The sequence below is a fragment of the Pseudomonas sp. SCB32 genome (assembly GCF_009189165.1).
In the GTDB taxonomy this organism is placed as follows: domain Bacteria; phylum Pseudomonadota; class Gammaproteobacteria; order Pseudomonadales; family Pseudomonadaceae; genus Pseudomonas.
In genome coordinates this window covers 3042063-3059859 of sequence record NZ_CP045118.1, presented here as the reverse complement: position 1 = coordinate 3059859, position 17797 = coordinate 3042063, and the positions used below count along the sequence as shown (strand labels likewise).

14 protein-coding genes are annotated in these 17797 nt (G+C 65.8%); 10 read left to right on the top strand and 4 right to left on the bottom strand.

Translation table 11 applies throughout. From position 1 onward, the window contains the following. The first annotated feature begins 96 nt into the window (after nucleotides 1–96). The 10 genes from GA645_RS14245 to GA645_RS14200 all read left to right on the top strand — a co-directional run bounded on the left by GA645_RS14245 (nucleotide 97) and on the right by GA645_RS14200 (nucleotide 11868). Nucleotides 97–1377: an acyl-CoA dehydrogenase family protein gene (locus GA645_RS14245; RefSeq protein ID WP_152223667.1), complete on the top strand. Its 1281-nt coding sequence runs from the start codon at nucleotides 97–99 to the stop codon at nucleotides 1375–1377. A gap of 139 nt (nucleotides 1378–1516) precedes the next feature. Continuing rightward, nucleotides 1517–2650 carry a trans-acting enoyl reductase family protein gene (locus GA645_RS14240; RefSeq protein ID WP_152223666.1) on the top strand — a complete coding sequence of 378 codons (1134 nt, stop codon included), beginning with the start codon at nucleotides 1517–1519 and terminating at the stop codon, nucleotides 2648–2650. A 107-nt stretch (nucleotides 2651–2757) separates the two neighbouring features. Continuing rightward, entirely contained in the window at nucleotides 2758–4329 is a 1572-nt protein-coding gene (locus GA645_RS14235; RefSeq protein ID WP_152223665.1) for a class I adenylate-forming enzyme family protein, read from the top strand. Between the two features lie 27 nt (nucleotides 4330–4356). After that, nucleotides 4357–5595, top strand: a complete 1239-nt coding sequence (locus GA645_RS14230) for a thiolase family protein (RefSeq protein ID WP_152223664.1) — start codon at nucleotides 4357–4359, stop codon at nucleotides 5593–5595. Between the two features lie 13 nt (nucleotides 5596–5608). Then, complete coding sequence (locus GA645_RS14225) at nucleotides 5609–5899, top strand: hypothetical protein (RefSeq protein WP_218572362.1); 291 nt, start codon at nucleotides 5609–5611, stop codon at nucleotides 5897–5899. A gap of 2 nt (nucleotides 5900–5901) precedes the next feature. Next, nucleotides 5902–6696, top strand: a complete 795-nt coding sequence (locus GA645_RS14220) for an SDR family oxidoreductase (RefSeq protein WP_152223663.1) — start codon at nucleotides 5902–5904, stop codon at nucleotides 6694–6696. Nucleotides 6697–6796: 100 nt separating this feature from the next. Beyond that, nucleotides 6797–7273, top strand: a complete 477-nt coding sequence (locus GA645_RS14215) for a 2,4'-dihydroxyacetophenone dioxygenase family protein (protein ID WP_152223662.1) — start codon at nucleotides 6797–6799, stop codon at nucleotides 7271–7273. 73 nt (nucleotides 7274–7346) lie between these two features. Continuing rightward, entirely contained in the window at nucleotides 7347–9707 is a 2361-nt protein-coding gene (locus GA645_RS14210) for an arylsulfatase (protein WP_152223661.1), read from the top strand. A gap of 43 nt (nucleotides 9708–9750) precedes the next feature. Continuing rightward, entirely contained in the window at nucleotides 9751–10584 is an 834-nt protein-coding gene (locus GA645_RS14205; RefSeq protein WP_152223660.1) for an SDR family NAD(P)-dependent oxidoreductase, read from the top strand. Between the two features lie 24 nt (nucleotides 10585–10608). Further along, entirely contained in the window at nucleotides 10609–11868 is a 1260-nt protein-coding gene (locus GA645_RS14200; RefSeq protein WP_152223659.1) for an anaerobic sulfatase maturase, read from the top strand. A 33-nt stretch (nucleotides 11869–11901) separates the two neighbouring features. On the opposite strand, the gene GA645_RS14195 is transcribed toward GA645_RS14200, so the two are convergent. The 4 genes from GA645_RS14195 to GA645_RS14180 all read right to left on the bottom strand — a co-directional run bounded on the left by GA645_RS14195 (nucleotide 11902) and on the right by GA645_RS14180 (nucleotide 17797). Next, nucleotides 11902–12735 (bottom strand): tyrosine-protein phosphatase, encoded by an 834-nt coding sequence (locus tag GA645_RS14195; protein ID WP_218572361.1) that lies wholly within the window; start codon nucleotides 12733–12735, stop codon nucleotides 11902–11904. Nucleotides 12736–12867: 132 nt separating this feature from the next. Continuing rightward, nucleotides 12868–15270: an RND family transporter gene (locus GA645_RS14190; RefSeq protein WP_152223658.1), complete on the bottom strand. Its 2403-nt coding sequence runs from the start codon at nucleotides 15268–15270 to the stop codon at nucleotides 12868–12870. Between the two features lie 23 nt (nucleotides 15271–15293). Beyond that, a complete protein-coding gene (locus GA645_RS14185) occupies nucleotides 15294–16370 on the bottom strand; it encodes a YCF48-related protein (RefSeq protein ID WP_152223657.1) in 1077 nt (358 codons plus the stop codon). Between the two features lie 62 nt (nucleotides 16371–16432). Then, the gene (locus tag GA645_RS14180) at nucleotides 16433–17797 is read right to left on the bottom strand and encodes a DUF1329 domain-containing protein (RefSeq protein WP_152223656.1); all 1365 of its coding nucleotides are present in this window, start codon (nucleotides 17795–17797) and stop codon (nucleotides 16433–16435) included.

The window sequence follows — 17797 nt, the reverse complement described above, 5'->3', positions numbered from 1 at the left end:
TATTTTGACAAAAATACGCGCAATTGCTGAAAGGAACCAGCGCCGATCAGGAGCACTATTCCGACCACGACAAGAACAGCGCGAGGCGCGGAAACCATGCAACTGAAATCTCACCTGACCCTGCCCGACGTCGGCCTGACCGGCTTCGAAACTCCACTGGGCGAAGAAGAATCCGCCATCCAGGCCTCGGTGCATCGCTTCGCCCGCGAGGTCCTGCGTCCCCTCGGCGCCGAGCTGGACAAGATGAGCGCCAGTGACGTGGTCGCGCCGGGCTCCGCCTACTACAGCGTGTTCGCCGAATACGCCAAGCTGGGCCTGAGCCCCGAGCTGCTCACCGAGCTGCCGCCGGCAATGGCGATTCGCGTGGAGTCCATGATCGGCGAGGAGCTGGGCTGGGGGGATGCGGGCCTTGGCGTATCCCTCGGCGCCGCCGGCTTCCCGCTGCAGATGGCGGTGGCAGCGGGCAACCGGGAGCTGGTGGAGCTGTGCACGGGCAAGATCGGTTGCTGGATGATCACCCAGCCCGACAAAGGCAGCGACGTGCAGGTGTTCGACATGGCCCGCGAGTGGGTCCCCGGCCAATCCGGCAACAAGGGTAATATCTGGGGCCAGCTGCGCGGCGACGACATCGTCATCAATGGCCAGTGCTCCGCCTGGGTTTCCAACGGCGCAGTGGCGCAGGTCGCCCTCTGCTACATCGGTGCGGACTACGGCTCCGGTTTCTTCGAGGCCGATGGCCGCCCGCACGGCATAGCCGTGATAGTGCCCCTGGACCTGCCGGGCGTGAGCCGTGGCCGGCCCCTGGACAAGATCGGCCAGCGCCCCCTGCCCCAGGGCGAGATCTACTTCGACAACGTGCGGGTGCCCAAGCGCTACGCCGTTGCCCTGCAGGACGAGTACTACGGCAACATGGCCTCCGCCTGGTCCTATGCCGGTACGCACATGTCCCAGGTGTTCACCGGGCTGGCCCGTGCCGCCTTCGAGATGGCGCTGGAATACTGCCATGAGCGCAAACAGGGAGGCCGGCTGCTGATCGATCACCAGCTCACTCGCTATCGCCTGGGCGACATGCTGCGCCGGGTTGAACTGGCACGCGCCACCGCGCGGCGTTCGCTGGCCTACGCACGCCTGTCCGCCAACAGCCATCCCTATGTCACCGGCTCGGCCAAGGTCACGGTCACCGAGGAAGCCATGCGCGTGGCGGACGAGGCGCTGCAGCTGTTCGGCGGCGCCGGCACCTCCCGCGAATACCCCATCGAGAAACTGTTCCGTGATGCGCGTGCCGCGCTGATCGAGGACGGCGAGAACCGTGTGCTGACCATGCGCCTGGGCCTGCTCGCCCAGCAGCTTTATGCCGAAGGCTGGGCGCAGAACTGACTGCACCTGCCTGACCGCCCCAACTCCCCTGCCCCGGAAACTCGTCGGCGACGCCAGCGCTGCACGCCGACGCTGGCCGCCTGAGTTCGGCTCCGGCCTGGGAAGTTCCTACAACAACAAAGCTTCGAGGAAACAAGAGATGGCCAACTATCCCGTAGTCGTATATGGCGCCAGTGGCTACACCGGCATGCTGATCATGGACTGGCTGATCGACCAGAACATCCCCTTCACCGCCGTTGCCCGCAGCGCCCGGCGCGTGCAGGAAATGATGGCGCAACGGGTGGTGCGCCTGGAGTCGGCCACCTACGAGATCATCGAGTGCGAACACGATGTGGATGCTCTGACCAAGGCTTTCACTGGCGCCAAGGTGGTCTGCAACACCGTCGGTCCCTTCGTCAACTACGGGCTGACCACCGTCGAGGCCGCGCTCAAGGCCGGCTGCCACCACATCGACACCACCGGCGAGCAGGAGTACATCCGCGCGGTGCGCGACGAGTTCGGCGAGCTCTACCGCCAGGCCGGCCTGCTGGTGTCGCCGTCGCTGGCCTACATGTACAGCTTCGCCGAGATCGCCGCCGAACTGGCCCTGGAACACCCGGGCATCGATGCCCTGGAAACCAGCACCCTGTGCCGGGGCCCGCGCGAGGGCGTGGCTGGCGTCACCGTGGGCTCCACCGCTTCCATCTTCGAGATGCTGCGCGCCAGGCAGCACTATCTGTGGGACGGTAAGCTGAAGGAGCACCCGGCGCACACCTCCTTCCAGATCACCTCGCCACACTTCATGCAGCCGGTCTTCGCCCTGCCGTGGGGCGGCACCTCCCTGCCGATCTATTTCGAGAACGACCCCCGCGTGCGCAGCTGCGTTTCCTGCGTCGGCTTCTACGACAACAACGTCATGCAGAGCGTGCATCAGCTGGGCTACAAGTGGGAGGAGGAATACAAGGACCTGCCGCGCACGCACCAGGATGCGGTGATCAGGCAGGTGGTCGAATCCACCACGCCCAGCATGCCGCCGCGCGAGCGCACCACCCAGGTACGCATGGTCGACACCGCCATCGGCCGCGGCCAGCTGTCCGCCGTGCGCGCCGAAGTCTTCGGCACCACCGCCTATATCGCCACCGGCGCCCTGCAGGCGGCGGCAGCGATCAAGCTGATCGACGGCGAGACCCACAAGGTCGGCTTCGCCTCCGGCTCCAAGGCCTTCGGCCATCGCTACCTGCTGGGCTTCCTCGAAGAGCGCGGCCTGGCCCGCGCCAGCGTCACCCGCCTGTAGCGTCACGCCAGATACCGGGACGCAGGCCCGCAAAGGACTCGACACCCTTTGCGGAGAACCCTGCCGCCCCGGCGCCAACGCCATTGAGTTAGATCAGGAAGAGATGCATGGCCATCATCGATTTTTTTGACCGCGGCTGGCGGGGCAACCCCCAGGGCAGCGCTTACATCCAGGACGACCGTCTCTACAGTTTCGACGAGGTGGGCAAACAGTCCTGCCGCATCGCCAATGCCCTGCTGGCGGAAGGCTTTCCCAAGGAAACCAAGGGCGCCATCTGGGCCGGCAACGATGTCGGCGCCTGGACCTGCACCCTGGGACTGTGGCGCGCGAACCTGTGCTGGATTCCCGTCGGCGCGCGCAATTCGGCCGAGGAAAATCGCTACGTACTGGACGCCTTCGATTGCGAGGTCCTGTTCTTCCAGCAGGCTTTCGCCGACATCATCGCCACCCTGCAGGTGCAGCTTCCCCGGATCAGACGCTGGGTATGCATCGACGGCGAGGCGACCGGGGTAGCCGGCAGCATTTCGCTCGCGCGCTGGGTCGAGCGGCAGCCAGCCGATCGCCCCCAGCTGGCAGTCGACCTGGACGACGTGATCATGGTCTCCGCCACCGGCGGCACCACCGGTGCGCCCAAGGGCGTGATGAACACGCACCGCAGCGTGCAGACCTTCTGCGCGCACTTCCTGCTGGGCAACGCCTACGCCGCCAACGAGCGGCCGGTCAACCTGGCCGCCGCGCCCATGACCCACACCGCCGGCCTGTTGTCCCTGCCCTGCACCTCGCTGGGCGGCACCGTGGTAGTGGTGACCAAGCCCGACCCGGCGCTGCTGCTGGCCGCGATTCCCCAATACCGGGTGACGGAGTTCTTCCTGCCGCCCACGGTGATCTACCGACTGCTGGACATACCGCAACTGAAGGACAAGGTGGACTTCTCGTCGCTCAAATACTTCATGTACGGCGCCGCGCCCATGTCGGTGGAGAAGCTCAAGCAGGCCATCGAAACCTTCGGCCCGGTCATGGCCGGTGGATACGGTCAGACCGAAGCGCCGGGCTCCATCGCTTTCCTGCGACCTGTCGAGCACTTCGACGCAGACGGCAAGGTCGCCTCCGACGCGCGCCTGTCCTCCGTGGGCCGCCCCAGCCCGCTGATCGGATGCGAAATCATGAATGACGCAGGCGAGATACTGCCCCAGGGCGAGAGCGGCGAGATCTGCGTGCGTGGCGACCTAGTGATGAAGGGGTACTACAAGGCTCCGGACAAGACCGCCGAGACCCTCTGTGACGGCTGGCTGCACACCGGCGACATCGGCCATATCGACGCCGACGGCTATCTGCACATCACCGACCGCAAGAAGGACATGATCATCTCCGGCGGCTTCAACGTTTACCCCAGCGAGGTCGAGCAGGTGCTGTGGAGCCATCCGGCGGTGCAGGACTGCGCCGTGATCGGCGTGCCCGACGAGCACTGGGGCGAAGCGGTGAAGGCCGTGGTCGAGCTCAATGCCGGGCAGGAGATCGACGCGCAGGCGCTGATCGCCCTGTGCAAGGAAAAGCTCGGCTCCGTGAAGGCGCCCAAGTCGGTGGACTTCGTCCAGGCACTGCCGCGCAGCCCGGTGGGCAAGGTGCTGAAAAAGGACCTCCGTGCCCGCTACTGGGCCGACACCCGCCGCAGCATCTGAGCAGTGGCTCGAGAAGGTGAGAACAGGATGAGCACTATCTACATTGCCGGCATCGCCATGACCGTATTCGGTCGGCATCCGGACCGCAGCATCGAGGACCTGGCCCGGGAGGCCCTGCACAGTGCGCTGAAGGATGCCGGCTGCCGCAGCGACGACATCGGCGTGGCCTACTACTCGGGCATGACCAACGGTCTGTTGCAGGGGCAGATTTCCATCCCCGGGCAGGTGGTTTTCAGCAGGATCGGTATCAGCGGCATCCCGATCTTCAACGTGGAGAACGCCTGCGCCTCGGGCAGCTCCGCGGTCAACCTGGCCGTGCAGAGCCTGAAGGCCGGCGTCACCGACGTGGCCCTGGCCCTGGGTGCGGAGAAGATGAACATTCCCGACAAGGCCAAGGCCTTCGCCATTTTCGAGGGCGGCTGGGATGTTTCGCGGGCGCAGGAGAATTACCAGACCCTGGTGAAGATGGGCGAAGGGGTGGAGATCCCCGAAGGCTCGGAATCGGATCGGCCGTACAGCAAGTTCATGGCCATCTACGCGGCCATGTGCCGCTTCCACATGAAGACCTTCGGCACCACACAGCGACAGATCGCATCGGTATCCGCCAAGAACCACGGCCACTCGGTACACAACCCCTACTCGCAGTTCCGCCAGCCGTTCTCGGTGGAGGAAATCCTCGCCGCACCGCCCATCACCTACCCCATCACCCTGCCGATGTGCGCCCCGCTCTCCGACGGCGCGGCGGCGGTCATCCTGTGCACCGAAGAGGGTCTCAAGCGCATCGGCGCGGACAGGAGCCGCTGCATCCGCGTGGCCGCCAGCGTGATCCAGAGTTTCAGCCACCGGCCCCTGGAGCGGCCGGACCTGCATGTCGGCCGGCGGGCCGCGGACCTGGCCTACGAGATGGCCGGCGTGGGGCCGGAGGACATGCATGTGGCCGAGGTGCACGATGCCTCGGCCATGGGCGAAATCATCCAGGCGGAAAATCTTCGCCTGGCGCCCCTGGGAGAAGGCGGCCCGGCGGCCGAGCGTGGCGACTTCACGCTTGGCGGACGCATCCCGATCAACACCTCCGGCGGGCTCGAATCCAAGGGGCACCCGTTGGGCGCCACCGGCATCGGCCAGTTATATGAGCTGGTGACGCAATTGCGCGGGGAAGCCGGCGCTCGCCAGGTAGAAGGCGCGCGCCATGCGATCCAGGAAAACGGCGGCGGCCTGCAGGGTGTAGAGGAAGCCGCACTGGCCATCCACATCCTGAGCAAATGACGAGGAGGCTCCGATGATAAGCACGATCCTGAAGGCCGGTTGCCTGGCCATTTACGCACTGGCCCTCGCCGGCCTGTTCGCTCGCCTGCCGTACGGGCTGCAGACGCCGCTGCTGTATGCAGCCGCGATCCTGCTGGCCGGCCATGCGCTGGAAGCGCTGCTGATGCTGCGTACGGTGCGCCGCTATCCGGGCTCCCTGGCCGCAAGCCTGCTGCTCACACTGCTGTTCGGCTTCCTGCATTGGTGGCCCCTGCGCCGGAACACCGATGCGATGTCGGCCCAATACCCTCTGCAGAGGAAATGAACATGTTCGAGAACAAGGTGGTGGTCATCACCGGCGCCGGCTCCGGTATCGGCCGCGCGCTGGCACGGCAGCTCGCCCAGGCCGGTGCGCGCCTGGCGCTGTCCGACATCAACGAGAGCGCCCTGCAGGAAACCCTGCGATTGCTGCCCGCCAATACATCTGCCCAGGGCTACAAACTCGATGCCAGTTCCCGCACGGAGGTGTTCGCCCACGCGGAGCAGGTGCGGCGCGATTTCGGCGGCGTCCACTATGTGATCAACAACGCGGGGGCCACCGTGGTCGGCACGGTGGCCAATACCTCCGTGGATGAGTACGAGTGGCAGCTGAACCTCAACCTCTACGGCGTGCTCTACGGCACCAAGGCCTTCCTGCCGATGATGCTGGAGCAGCGCGAAGGCTGCATCGTGAACATCTCCAGCGTGTTCGGCCTGCTCGCCTTCCCCTGCCAGAGCGCCTACAACATGTCCAAGTTCGCCGTGCGCGGCCTCACCGAATGCCTATGGCAGGAGCTGGAGGGCACCGGAGTGCGCGCGGTCTGCGTGCATCCGGGGGGCATCAGGACCAACATCGAGCGCGCCGGCCGGCGGGTGGCGGCAGCGGGGGCCGAAGAAGACAAATTCGCCGGCCAGGCGGAGAAGATGCTGGTGACCCCGCCGGAAACCTGCGCCGCCGACATCATCCGCGGCCTGCGCAAGGGCAGGAAACGCATTCTCACCGGACACCTCTCCCGCACCATCTACTGGCTGGTGCGCTTGCTGCCCAACAGCTACCCGGCCCTGGTGCGCCGCTTGAGCTGAGATACCCCCGGGTGAGAGGGGGGTGAACAGTCGGCCCCCCCAGCACAATCGACCACGAGTTCCAAACCCATGTCGAACCTGTGCCAAGGAGCGTTCCCCCATGCTTTACGAATCGATCGACACTGCCGCCATCAATGACGAGGATCTCCCCTGGATTCCCTTCGCCCCCTACAGCAATGATGTGCTGCTCAAGTACATCAAATGCGACCCGGTGCGAGGCGAAACCATCACCCTGCTCAAGGTGCCGGCGGGGGCCACACTGCCCAAGCACCATCATTCCGGCACGGTGATCGTCTACACCATCAAGGGCGCCTGGAAATACATCGAGCATGACTGGATTTCCCGCGAAGGTGGCGTGGTCTTCGAGACCGCCGGCACCCGCCATACCCCCATCGCCCTGACCGAGTACGGCGACGAGATCATCACCCTGAACATCACCCAGGGCGACCTCCTGTACTTCGACGAAAACGACAACCTGTTCGCCATCGAAAACTGGAAGAGCGGCGTCGAACGGTACCTCGCCTACTGCCAGGCCAATGGCATCGAAGCCAAGGACATCACCAGCTTCGCCGCCTGATCCCACCCTCCCCGGCCCGCGGGCCTCCGCGCCCGGCGGGCTCCTTACCTAAAACAAGAAACGGACAGCCCACATGATCAAGAAACCCGGTGCAGGGGAGCTTGCCGTCGCTGTTGGGGCGCTGCTCGGCAGCCCAGTCGCGACAGCCCAGGACAGCCTGCCTTTCCCTCCTACTCCCTCGGCCAGCGATGCCAAGCCGACCCTGCAGGAATCCAGGCACCAGCAACGGCAGGCGCCGTCGCACCTGCCCAAGGACGCGCCGAACATCCTGGTGATCATGCTCGATGACGCCGGCTTCGCGCAGGCGGACACCGTCGGCGGCGGCATCCATACGCCGACCCTGAGCCGGGTCGCCGACAGCGGCATCCGCTACAACGCCTTCCACACCACCGCAATCAGCTCCGCCACGCGCGCGGCGCTGCTCACCGGGCGCAACCACCATCGCGTCGGCAATGGCGTCATCGCTGAGCTGGCCACCGACTGGGACGGCTATACCGGCGAAATCCCCAAGAGCTCGGCGACCATCGCCGAGGTGCTCAAGGACTACGGTTACAGCACCGCAGCCTTCGGCAAGTGGCACAACACGCCCACCCGCGACACCACTGCGGCCGGGCCTTTCGACACCTGGCCAACCGGCTACGGGTTCGAATACTTCTACGGTTTCCTCGCCGGCGAGACCTCCCAGTACGAGCCGCGCCTCTATCGCAACACCACGCCGATCGAGCCGCCGCGCAAGCCCGGCTACCACCTGAGCGAAGACCTCGCCGAGCAGGCCATCGACTGGCTGCAGGACCACCAGAACTTCGCCCCCTCCAAGCCCTTCTTCCTCTACTGGGCGCCCGGCGCCGTGCACGGCCCGCACCAGGTCAACGCGCAGTGGGCGGACAAGTACAAGGGCAAGTTCGACTCCGGCTGGGACAGCTACCGCGAGGAAACCTTCAAGCGCCAGAAGGCGCTCGGCTTCATTCCGCAGAACGCCCAGCTCACGCCGCGCCCGGCCGAACTCCCCGCGTGGGACAGCCTGAGCCCCGAGCAGAAGCGCTACCAGGCCCGCCTGATGGAGGTCTATGCCGGCTTCATGGAGCATGCCGACACCCAGGCCGGCAAGATCCTGGATGAACTCGAACAGGAGGGAAAACGCGACAACACCCTGATCTTCTACGTGTTCGGCGACAACGGCGCATCGGCGGAGGGCATGGAAGGCACCATCAACGAGCTGCTCGCCCAGAACGGCATCCCGGTTCCCAAGGAACAGCAGCTGAAGGTGCTCGACGGCATGTACGGCGGACTGCCGGCACTGGGCGGCGCCAAGCTCGAAAGCATGTACAACGCCGCCTGGGCCTGGGCGGGCTCCGGCCCCTTCCCCGGCACCAAGCTGGTGGCCGGCTACTTCGGCGGCACGCGCACCCCGCTGGCCATTTCCTGGCCCAAGGGCATCAGCGCGGATAAGGCGGTGCGAAAGCAGTTCCACCACGTGAACGATATCGCCCCGACCGTCTACGACATCCTCGGCATCACCCCGCCTAAATCGGTCAACGGCGTGGCCCAGGACCCGCTGGACGGGGTCAGCCTGCGCTACACCTTTGCCGATGCCCAGGCCGAGTCGCGCAAGCCGGCGCAGTACTTCGAGGTGCTCGGCAGCCGTGGCATCTACAAGGACGGCTGGATAGCCTCGGTGTTCGGCCCGCGCAAACCCTGGGTGCAGGGCTTCTCTCAGTTCATGGGCTGGAATCCGCAGAACGACCACTGGGCGCTGTACGACCTCAGCAACGACTACTCCCAGGCGAACGACCTCTCGGAGAAATTCCCGGAGAAGCTCGCCGAACTCAAGACAGAGTTCGATGTGCAGGCCAAGGCCAACCACGTCTACCCCATCGGTGCGGGCCTGTATCCCTTCCTCAACCCGTCCGTGCTCGCCCGTGGCGACCGCAAGGAATGGCATTTCAACGAGCGGGTCAACCGCCTGCCGGAGTTTGCCGCGCCCAACCTGCGCAGCCGCCACAGCAGCGTCCGCGCCAACATCCAGCTGCCCGACAAGGCCAGCGGCGTGATCTACGCGCTCGGCGGCATCGGCGGTGGGGTGACGCTCTACCTGGACGAGGGGCATGTGAACTACGAGTACAACGACCTGGCCATCGCCCGCATCAAGTTGCGCTCCGAACGCCCCCTGGCCGCCGGGGACGCGCAGATCGAAGTGCTCACGGAGCCGACCGACGCCAAGCCCGGTTCGCCGGTGAAGCTGACGCTGAAAGTCAACGGTGAGGAAGTGGCCACCGGCGTCACGCCCTTCTCGCCGCCGCTGACCTTCACCGCCAGCGAAACCTTCGATGTCGCGGAGGACCTGGGCTCGCCGGTATCGCTGGATTACTTCGAGCGCGCGCCCTTCGCCCTCAACGGCAAGGTGCAGGACCTGCACATCAGCTACCTCCCCTGACCAGACTCAAGGGCCGCACGCCGTGCGGCCCGCGGAGACGACCATGGCTATTGCCGACCTGAGCAACAAAACAGTCCTGATCACCGGAGCCGCCTCCGGCATCGGCCGCGCCACGGCGCTGGCGTTCGCCCGCCACGGCGCCACGCTGCTGCTGTGCGACATCGACGCCCAGGGCCTGGAAGCGCTGCGCCAACAACTGGTGAGCGCCGGCGGAACCTGCGTCACCTACTGCACGGACGTCACCGATGCCGTCGCCATGGCGGAACTGGCAGCCCAGGTGCGTTTCAACCACGGCGCGCTCGACGTGCTGATCAACAACGCCGGCGTCGGTTACCTGGGACGCTTCCTGGACAGCGATCTGAAGCACTGGCAGCGCGTCATGAACATCAACCTGATGGGCGTGGTGCATGGCTGCTACAGCTTCATCCCGCACATGATCGAGGCTGACGGCCCGCGCCAGGTGATCAACGTGGCCTCGGCGGCGGCTCTCTTCCCCTCCCCCAGCATGGCCGCCTATGCCGCGTCCAAGCATGCCGTCTACGGCCTGAGCGAAGTGTTGAAGATGGAGCTGAGCGATACCCAGGTCCAGGTCACCACCGTCTGCCCCGGGGTGATCAACACGCCGATCGTGGCCATCCACGGGAACATCGCCCCATCGGTGGGCAGCGAGCAGATCGCCCGGCTACAGGACTACTACCAGCGCAAGGGCTGCAGCCCGGACCAGGTGGCCCGGAGCATGGTCCGGGCGGTACAGGAAGGACGCGACCTGGTACTGGTCGGCCCCTTCGCCCGCCTGATCTTCCAGCTCCGGCGCATCTCGGTCGGCCTGCTGCGGCGCATCGTGCTCAACGATGCGCGCAAGATCGGTTATCTCTGATCTCCCAACCCGGTCGCAAACTCCATGAACGAGACCCAGCTTCAAGGCATGCACCTGATGGCCAAGCCCGTCGGGCCGATGTGTAACCTCGACTGCGATTACTGCTTCTACCTAGAGAAGGAGCAGTTCCACCCCCGGGACAATCGTTTTCGCATGTCGGACGAGGTGCTGCGGGCCTTTGTGCAGCGCTACATCGCCAGTCAGAACAGCCCTGAAGTGGAGTTCACCTGGCAGGGTGGCGAGCCCACGCTGCTGGGCGTGGAGTTCTTCCAGCGCGCCCTGGCCTATCAACGGGAATTCGCCACGGGCAAGGCGATCCGCAACACCCTGCAGACCAATGGCACGCTGCTGGACGATGCCTGGGGCAGTTTCCTGGCAAAGGAGAATTTTACGGTCGGCATCAGCCTCGACGGTCCACGAGAGCTGAATGACCTGCACCGGCCGGACAAACGCGGCCGCTCCAGCTTCGACAACACCCTGCGGGGACTGCGTCTGTTGCAGCAGTACGCGATCCCCTACAACGTGCTGGTCACCGTGGCCCGCGAGACCACGCGATACCCCCTGGAGGTCTACCGCTTCCTCAAGGAGGCTGGTGCCCGGCATATCCAGTTCAACCCGGTCGTCGAGCGCGCTCCAACAGCCCCTGACATGGCCCGTGGGCAACACTTCGCCACCCCGCCCGAGCTACGCCTGCGAGATGTTCAGGCACCCGCCGCAAAGGTGACGCCGCAAAGCGTGGAGACCGAGGCCTACGGGGAGTTTCTCGTCGCCATCTTCGATGAATGGGTGCGCCAGGATGTCGGCACCGTCCACGTGATGAACTTCGAGTGGGCCCTGGCCGCTTGGTGCCAGCTACCGGCCAGCGTCTGCCTGTTCGCGCCGCGCTGCGGCAAGGCGGCGATAGTCGAGCATGACGGCAGCCTGTACTCCTGCGACCACTACATGTACCCGGAGTACCGCCTGGGCAACGTCACCGAGCAGGACCCGGCCGCGCTACTGGCCTCCCCCGCACAGGAGGCATTCGGCGCGGCGAAGGAAGAGGCACTGCCGGACTACTGCCGCCGATGCGACTACCTGTTCGCCTGCAATGGGGAATGCCCGAAGAACCGCTTCATCGAAACACCGGATGGCGCGCCCGGGCTCAACTACCTGTGCGCGAGCTACAAGCGCTACTTCCGCCACATCACGCCGTACCTCAATGCCATGGCCAAGCTGGTCGCCCACGGCCAACCCGCCGAGCTGATCATGCAGGCGTTCCATGGCCCGCTGCTGATCAAGCTGTAAGGCGCTGCAAGGGCACGCCGGCCAACGCCGCCGTCAGCCGGCGCCTTCCTCGAGATAATTGGCCTGCAGGCACTCGACGTCCACCGACAGCGCCTTGCGCAGGAAGTCCGCAGTACTGCCCCACTCCTGCTCGATGGTCTGCATCGACGCCTGAAGATAACCAGCCCGAACCTCCAGCAAGGGCATCGCCACCTCGGCGGCGATACCCAGAGGCGCCAGGCGCGCAAGCAGGCCCTGGATGAGTCGCTGATTCCAGTGATTCGATTCCAGGTAGTTGGCCAGGATCACCTCCGGAGCCACCTCGAACGCCGACAATAGCAGCAGGGTCGCAAAGCCCGTCCGATCCTTGCCGGTACTGCAGTGGTAGAGCAAGGTCCGGCCGGCTTCGGCCTCCTTCATGAATGCGGCGAAGGCAGCCTGGTACCTGACCGGAAAATCGCGATAGGCCTGCAGCATGAAGTCATCCATGTCCTGCCGCGTGCCGCCTTGCAGTCTCGGCAACAGCTCCTGAAGGCTGATGCTGCCTTCCTGCACGGGAAGGGCCAGCCAATCGAAGCTGTCGGCGAATCCGCCCTCTTCAGCGGACTTTTCCTGAGGGGCGCGAAAATCGATCACCCGGTCGAGGCCAAGGGTTTGCAGTCGTGCGATATCGGCCTGGCTGGCCAGGCCCGGATTGGCGCTGCGAAACAGCCGGCCCGTACGTACACGCCGGCCATCCCGGCTTTGCAGACCACCGAGGTCGCGCAGGTTATGGATGTTCTCCAACGGCAGGGCCGTGCCGGTGAGAGCCGCTGTACCAACGCCCTCCGCCTGCGCAAGCGCGGTAGGGGCGGCAACTGACAACAGGGATGCGATCTCTTCGGCCATAGGTACTCTCTCGAGGTTATGCCGGGAGAGTATCCACCAGATTCGATTCCCGGTGCATGCTCCGGTTCCTCGAAATGACCGGGGAGCCGACGAAGGTCTCGCGCTCCCCGGAGTCATTGGCAGGCCCCGGGGTCAGGGGGCCTTTCTCAGCAGGAAGTGCGACAGCGCCGGAATCAGCACCAGGGCGCCGATCATGTTCCAGAGGAACATGAAGGTCAGCAGGATGCCCATGTCGGCCTGGAACTTGATCGGCGACCAGGCCCAGGTCACCACGCCGGCGGCCAGGGTCACACCCACCAGCGCGACCACCTTGCCGGTGAAGGCCACCGCATTGCGGTAGGCGGCGGCCAGCGGTACGCCGGCGCGCTGCTGGGCCAGCTGCACGCTGAGCAGGTAGAGCGCGTAGTCGACACCGATGCCAACACCCAGCGCGATCACCGGCAGCGTGGCGACCTTCACCCCCATGCCCAGCCAGACCATCAGCGCCTCGCAGAGGATCGAGGTGAGCATCAGCGGCAACACTGCCACCAGCACCGCGCGCCAGCTGCGGAAGGTCACGAAGCACAGCAGGATCACCGCGGCATAGACGTACAGCAGCATGATCCGGTTGGCCTCGCGCACCACGATATTGGTGGCGGCCTCGATCCCCGCGCTGCCGGCGACCAGCATGAACTGCCGCTGGTCGGTGCTGTGCTCGCGCACGAAGCCTTCGGCCACCTTGACCATGTGATCCAGGGTCTCGGCCTTGTGATCGGCCAGGTAGGCCACGATGGGCATCATCGAGCAGTCGGTGTTGAACAGCTCAGGGTTGTTCACCGACGCCTGCTGGGCACCGTAGTTCAGCACGTTCTGGTTGCGCGCGATGGTCAGCCACTTCGGGTTGCCCTCGTAGGAGCCCGCCGTGATCTGCCGCACCGCGTTGACCAGCGAGACGGTGGTCTGCACGCCCGTCTGCTGCTGCAGCAGCCAGCCCAGCCGGTCGGCCTCAATCAGGCTTTCATACTTCAGGCAGCCTTCCTTGGGGGTCTTCAGCATCACCGCGAACAGGTCGCTGGACAGCGAGTAGTTGGCGGTGATGTAGGCATTGTCCAGGTTGTAGCGCGAGTCGGCCCGCAGCTCCGGAGCGCCGGGGTCGAGGTCGCCGATCTTCAGGTGCAGGCTGACGAGGAAGCCACCCACGGCCAGCGCGCTGGCCACCAGCAGGGTCACGGTCGCCCAGCGCCGCTCGGTGAAGCGGTCCAGCAAGCTCCAGACTGCGCCCAGGCCCTTGCCGCGCACTTCCTCGCGCTCGTGCTGCAGGCTGCGCGCGGCGGCACGCGGGCTGACGCCGCAATAGGAGAGCAGCACCGGCAGCAACACCAGGTTGGTGAAGATCAGCACCGCCACGCCGACGCTGGCGGTGATGGCCAGGTCCTGGATGACCGGGATGTCGATCAGCATCAGTACCGCGAAGCCCACGGCGTCGGCCATCAGTGCGGTAAGCCCGGCCAGGAACAGGCGGCGGAAGGTGTAGCGCGCGGCCACCAGCTGGTGAGTGCCGCGCCCCACGTCCTGCATGATGCCGTTCATTTTCTGCGCGCCGTGGGACACACCGATGGCGAACACCAGGAACGGCACCAGGATCGAGAACGGGTCGAGCGAATAGCCCAGCAGCGTGACCAGCCCCAGCTGCCAGACCACCGCCACCAGGGAACAGCAGATCACCAGCGTGGTGCTGCGCACGCAGCGGGTGTAGGCATAGATGATGAGCGCGGCGATCACCGCGGCGGCGGCGAAGTACGCCATGACCTGCAGCAGGCCGTCGAGCAGGTCGCCGATGAGCTTGGCGAAGCCGATCACGCGGACCTTGAGCGCCCCGTCGTTTGCGGCCTCGTACTTGGCCCTGAGCTTCTCCTCCAGGACCTTGGAGAAGGCATGGTAGTCGATGGCCTGGCCGGTGACCGGGTCCTTCTCCAGCAGCGGCACGAAGATCATGCTGGAGCGGAAGTTGTTGCCGACCAGGCTGCCGACGATGCCGGAGCGGGCAATGTTCATGCGCAGCTGTTCGACGCTGGCCGACGAGCCATCGTAGGAATCCGGCATCACCGGCCCGCCCTGGAAGCCCTCTTCGGTCACCTCCGTCCAGCGTACCGCCGGCGTCCACAACGACTTCATCCAGGCGCGGTCGACGCCGGGCGTCACGAATAGCTCGTCGTTGATCTCCCGTAGCGCTTGCAGGTAGGCCGGGTCGAAGATGTCGCCGCGGGTGTTCTCCACCACCACCCGCACGGCATTGCCCAGGCCGCGCAGGGAGTCGCGGTTGTCCAGGTAGTTGCGGATGAAAGGCTGGCTCTGCGGCAGCATCTTCTCGAAGCTGGCGGTCAGGCTCAGGCGGGTGGCCGCCGCGTAGCCGAGTACCAGGGTGATCAGGGCGCAGACCAGCACCACCACCAGGCGGTTGTTGAAGATGATGCGTTCCAGCAGGTTACCCGAACGCGCGTCAAAGCCCCGCAGCTCCCGTACCACCGGCATGCTGTCGTGCTCGTAATTACCCATTGGCTATCTCTCCGGGTTCGGGATCATTGGACGGGCAACTGACGCACGCCGCGGGTGCCAACCAGCACCAGGCCTTTCGCGCCGGCGGACTGGGCGCCGGCGACCGGCGCCATGGCCGGCTGCGGTTGCAACTGGAAGCTGCTGCCGCCATCGCTGCTGACCAGCAGGTGGCCGGCCTGGCTGAACAACGCGAGTCGGCCATCGGCCAGCTCGGTGCCGGCGGTGATGCTCACCGGCAGGCCGGTCTGGACCTGGCTCCAGTTCTCGCCGCCATCCATGCTGCGGTAGACGTTGCCGCGCAGGCCGTAGACCAGCGCCACGCCGGGCTTGCCGAGGATGCCGAAGAAGCTGCCGCTATAGGGCGTGGGCCTGGCCTCGAAACGTCCCGTGGCGTGATTGAGCTTCAGCAGCAGGCCCTGCTCGCCGACGATATAGAGCTCGTCACCAACCGGCCGGATGGCATAGAGATTGAGCGCACTGGGGTTGTCGGTGTGTTCCATCCAGGGGGTCCAGGTGCGCCCGCCATCCTCGGTGCGGAAGATCAGGTTGAACGCGCCGACGATGTAACCGACCCGTTCGTTCTCGAACCAGACATCGAGGAACGGCTTGTCGGCGCCCTCCTCCGTCATCCGCTGGGCTTCGCCCACCAGGGTCGCCAGGCGCTCGTCGTCCGGCGCGCGCTGCGCTAGGGGCTGGTAGTGGCGGAGCATGGCCGGGCCGACCTGGCGGCCGTCGAACTGCCGCTCCCAGGTCACGCCGCCATCGCTGCTGTGCAGCACCACGCCGTCGTGGCCCACCGCCCAGCCCTGGCTGGCCGAGGGGAAGTGCACGGCCACCAGGTCCGAGCTGACCGGCACGCTGGCCTGCTGCCAACGCTCACCGCCGTTATCGGAGTAGAGAATGTGCCCGCGCTGTCCGACCGCCACCAGGCGCTCGCCGGCACGGGTCACCCCCACCAGCAGGCCGTGCTGCGCGAGGGGACTCATCTGCGCGGGGGTATCCAGGACATCGACGAAGCCCTGCGCCGCCACCGGACGGCAGAACGGCGCACACAGCGCCGCCGCGAGGGCGGCCAACAGGACCCATTTGGAAATGCTCATGCGTTGATCTCGTACGTGGCCATCGGAGCACCGCGAGGCACTCCGATGGCGCGGCGCTGCTATCAGCGGATACCGGCTCCAGCCAGGGATTCGGGGGCCCACTGAGCCTTGGAGAGCGGCTCGATGTACTTCACGCCGCCGTAGGGGCCGTAGACACCCGTGATGTTGTAACTGCCGGAGGCGAAGTCGTAAATCATGTGGTTGTCCGAGTTCGGCGCCTGCGCGTCGTAGCTGTAGGCCATGTGGGCGAAGCCGCCACGGTAGAGCTGGCCACGGGCGTCGTACTCGTCCGAAGCCAGGGCGATCCAGCTGTCCTCGTCGATGTAAAAGGTGCGCTTGCTGTAGATGTGGCGCTTGCCCGGCTTGAGCGTCGCCTCGACCACCCACACACGGTGCAGCTCCCAGCGCATCAGGTCGGGGTTGACGTGATTGGGCGTGGTGATGTCGGCCGCCTTGGCGTGGTAGTTCAGCTTGTAGGTGTTGTACGGAACGTACATCTCCTTCTTGCCCACCAGCTTGAAGTCGAAACGGTCCATCGCGCCGTTGAAGACCCAGGCGTCGTCATAGGTGGAGCTGCCTGCGGAGCCGGGGTTCGGGGTGTCGTAGGCGATATCCGGCGCCAGCTTCACGCGACGCTGACCGGGCAGGTATTGCCAGCCGCGCCGGGCCTTCTCCAGCGGGTTCACCCCGTCGACCAGCAGGATGGCCTCGCCCGCGCGGCGCGCCGGGCCCTGGTAGTAGAGCTTGGTCTTGAAGTAGATGTCCTCGGGCGCGGCGGCAACGTCGTTGCGCTTGGGATCAAACAGCGGGTACTCCAGGTAGGCGTCGCCCGTGGTCGCCAGGGTGGCGTTGCCCGACGAGTCGACGTTCCACGAGTCGTACTTGGAGTTGATCGCGAAACCCTGGTAGCGCAACAGGTGGTTCCACATGGCCTCGTAGCCACTGCCGGGGATCGGGAACGGCACGCCCGGCAGGACGTTTTCCAGCGCCAGCCCTTCGCCCGTGGTGCGGGCCGCGATGGCATTCTTGCGGGTGTTGTCCAGCAGGCGCTGCGGCAGCGCCACGGTGCGGTGGGTGGGGTACACGTCCAGGTGGAAGGACGGGTAGCGCTTGAGCAGCTCGCGGGTCGAGGCGGTGAGCTTGTCCGCATATTGGGCTGCATTCTTGCCGTCGATCACCAGCCGTGTTTTCTCGCTCGCGAAGGGGTCCGCGCGCATCGAGCTGCCGGCCTGGTAACCCGCTGGCGGGGTGGTCAGGCCGCCGCTGTAAGCGGGAATCTCACCGTCGGCACTGCCGGCCTGTTCGGCGCCCACCGGGGTAAGGCTCTGACCGAGCTTGGCAGCCTGTTCCGGCGAAACGGCGGCCTGGGCGACCGCGACCATGGCGAGCGACATCGCGCTGGCCATCAGGGATTTGATAAGGGCCAT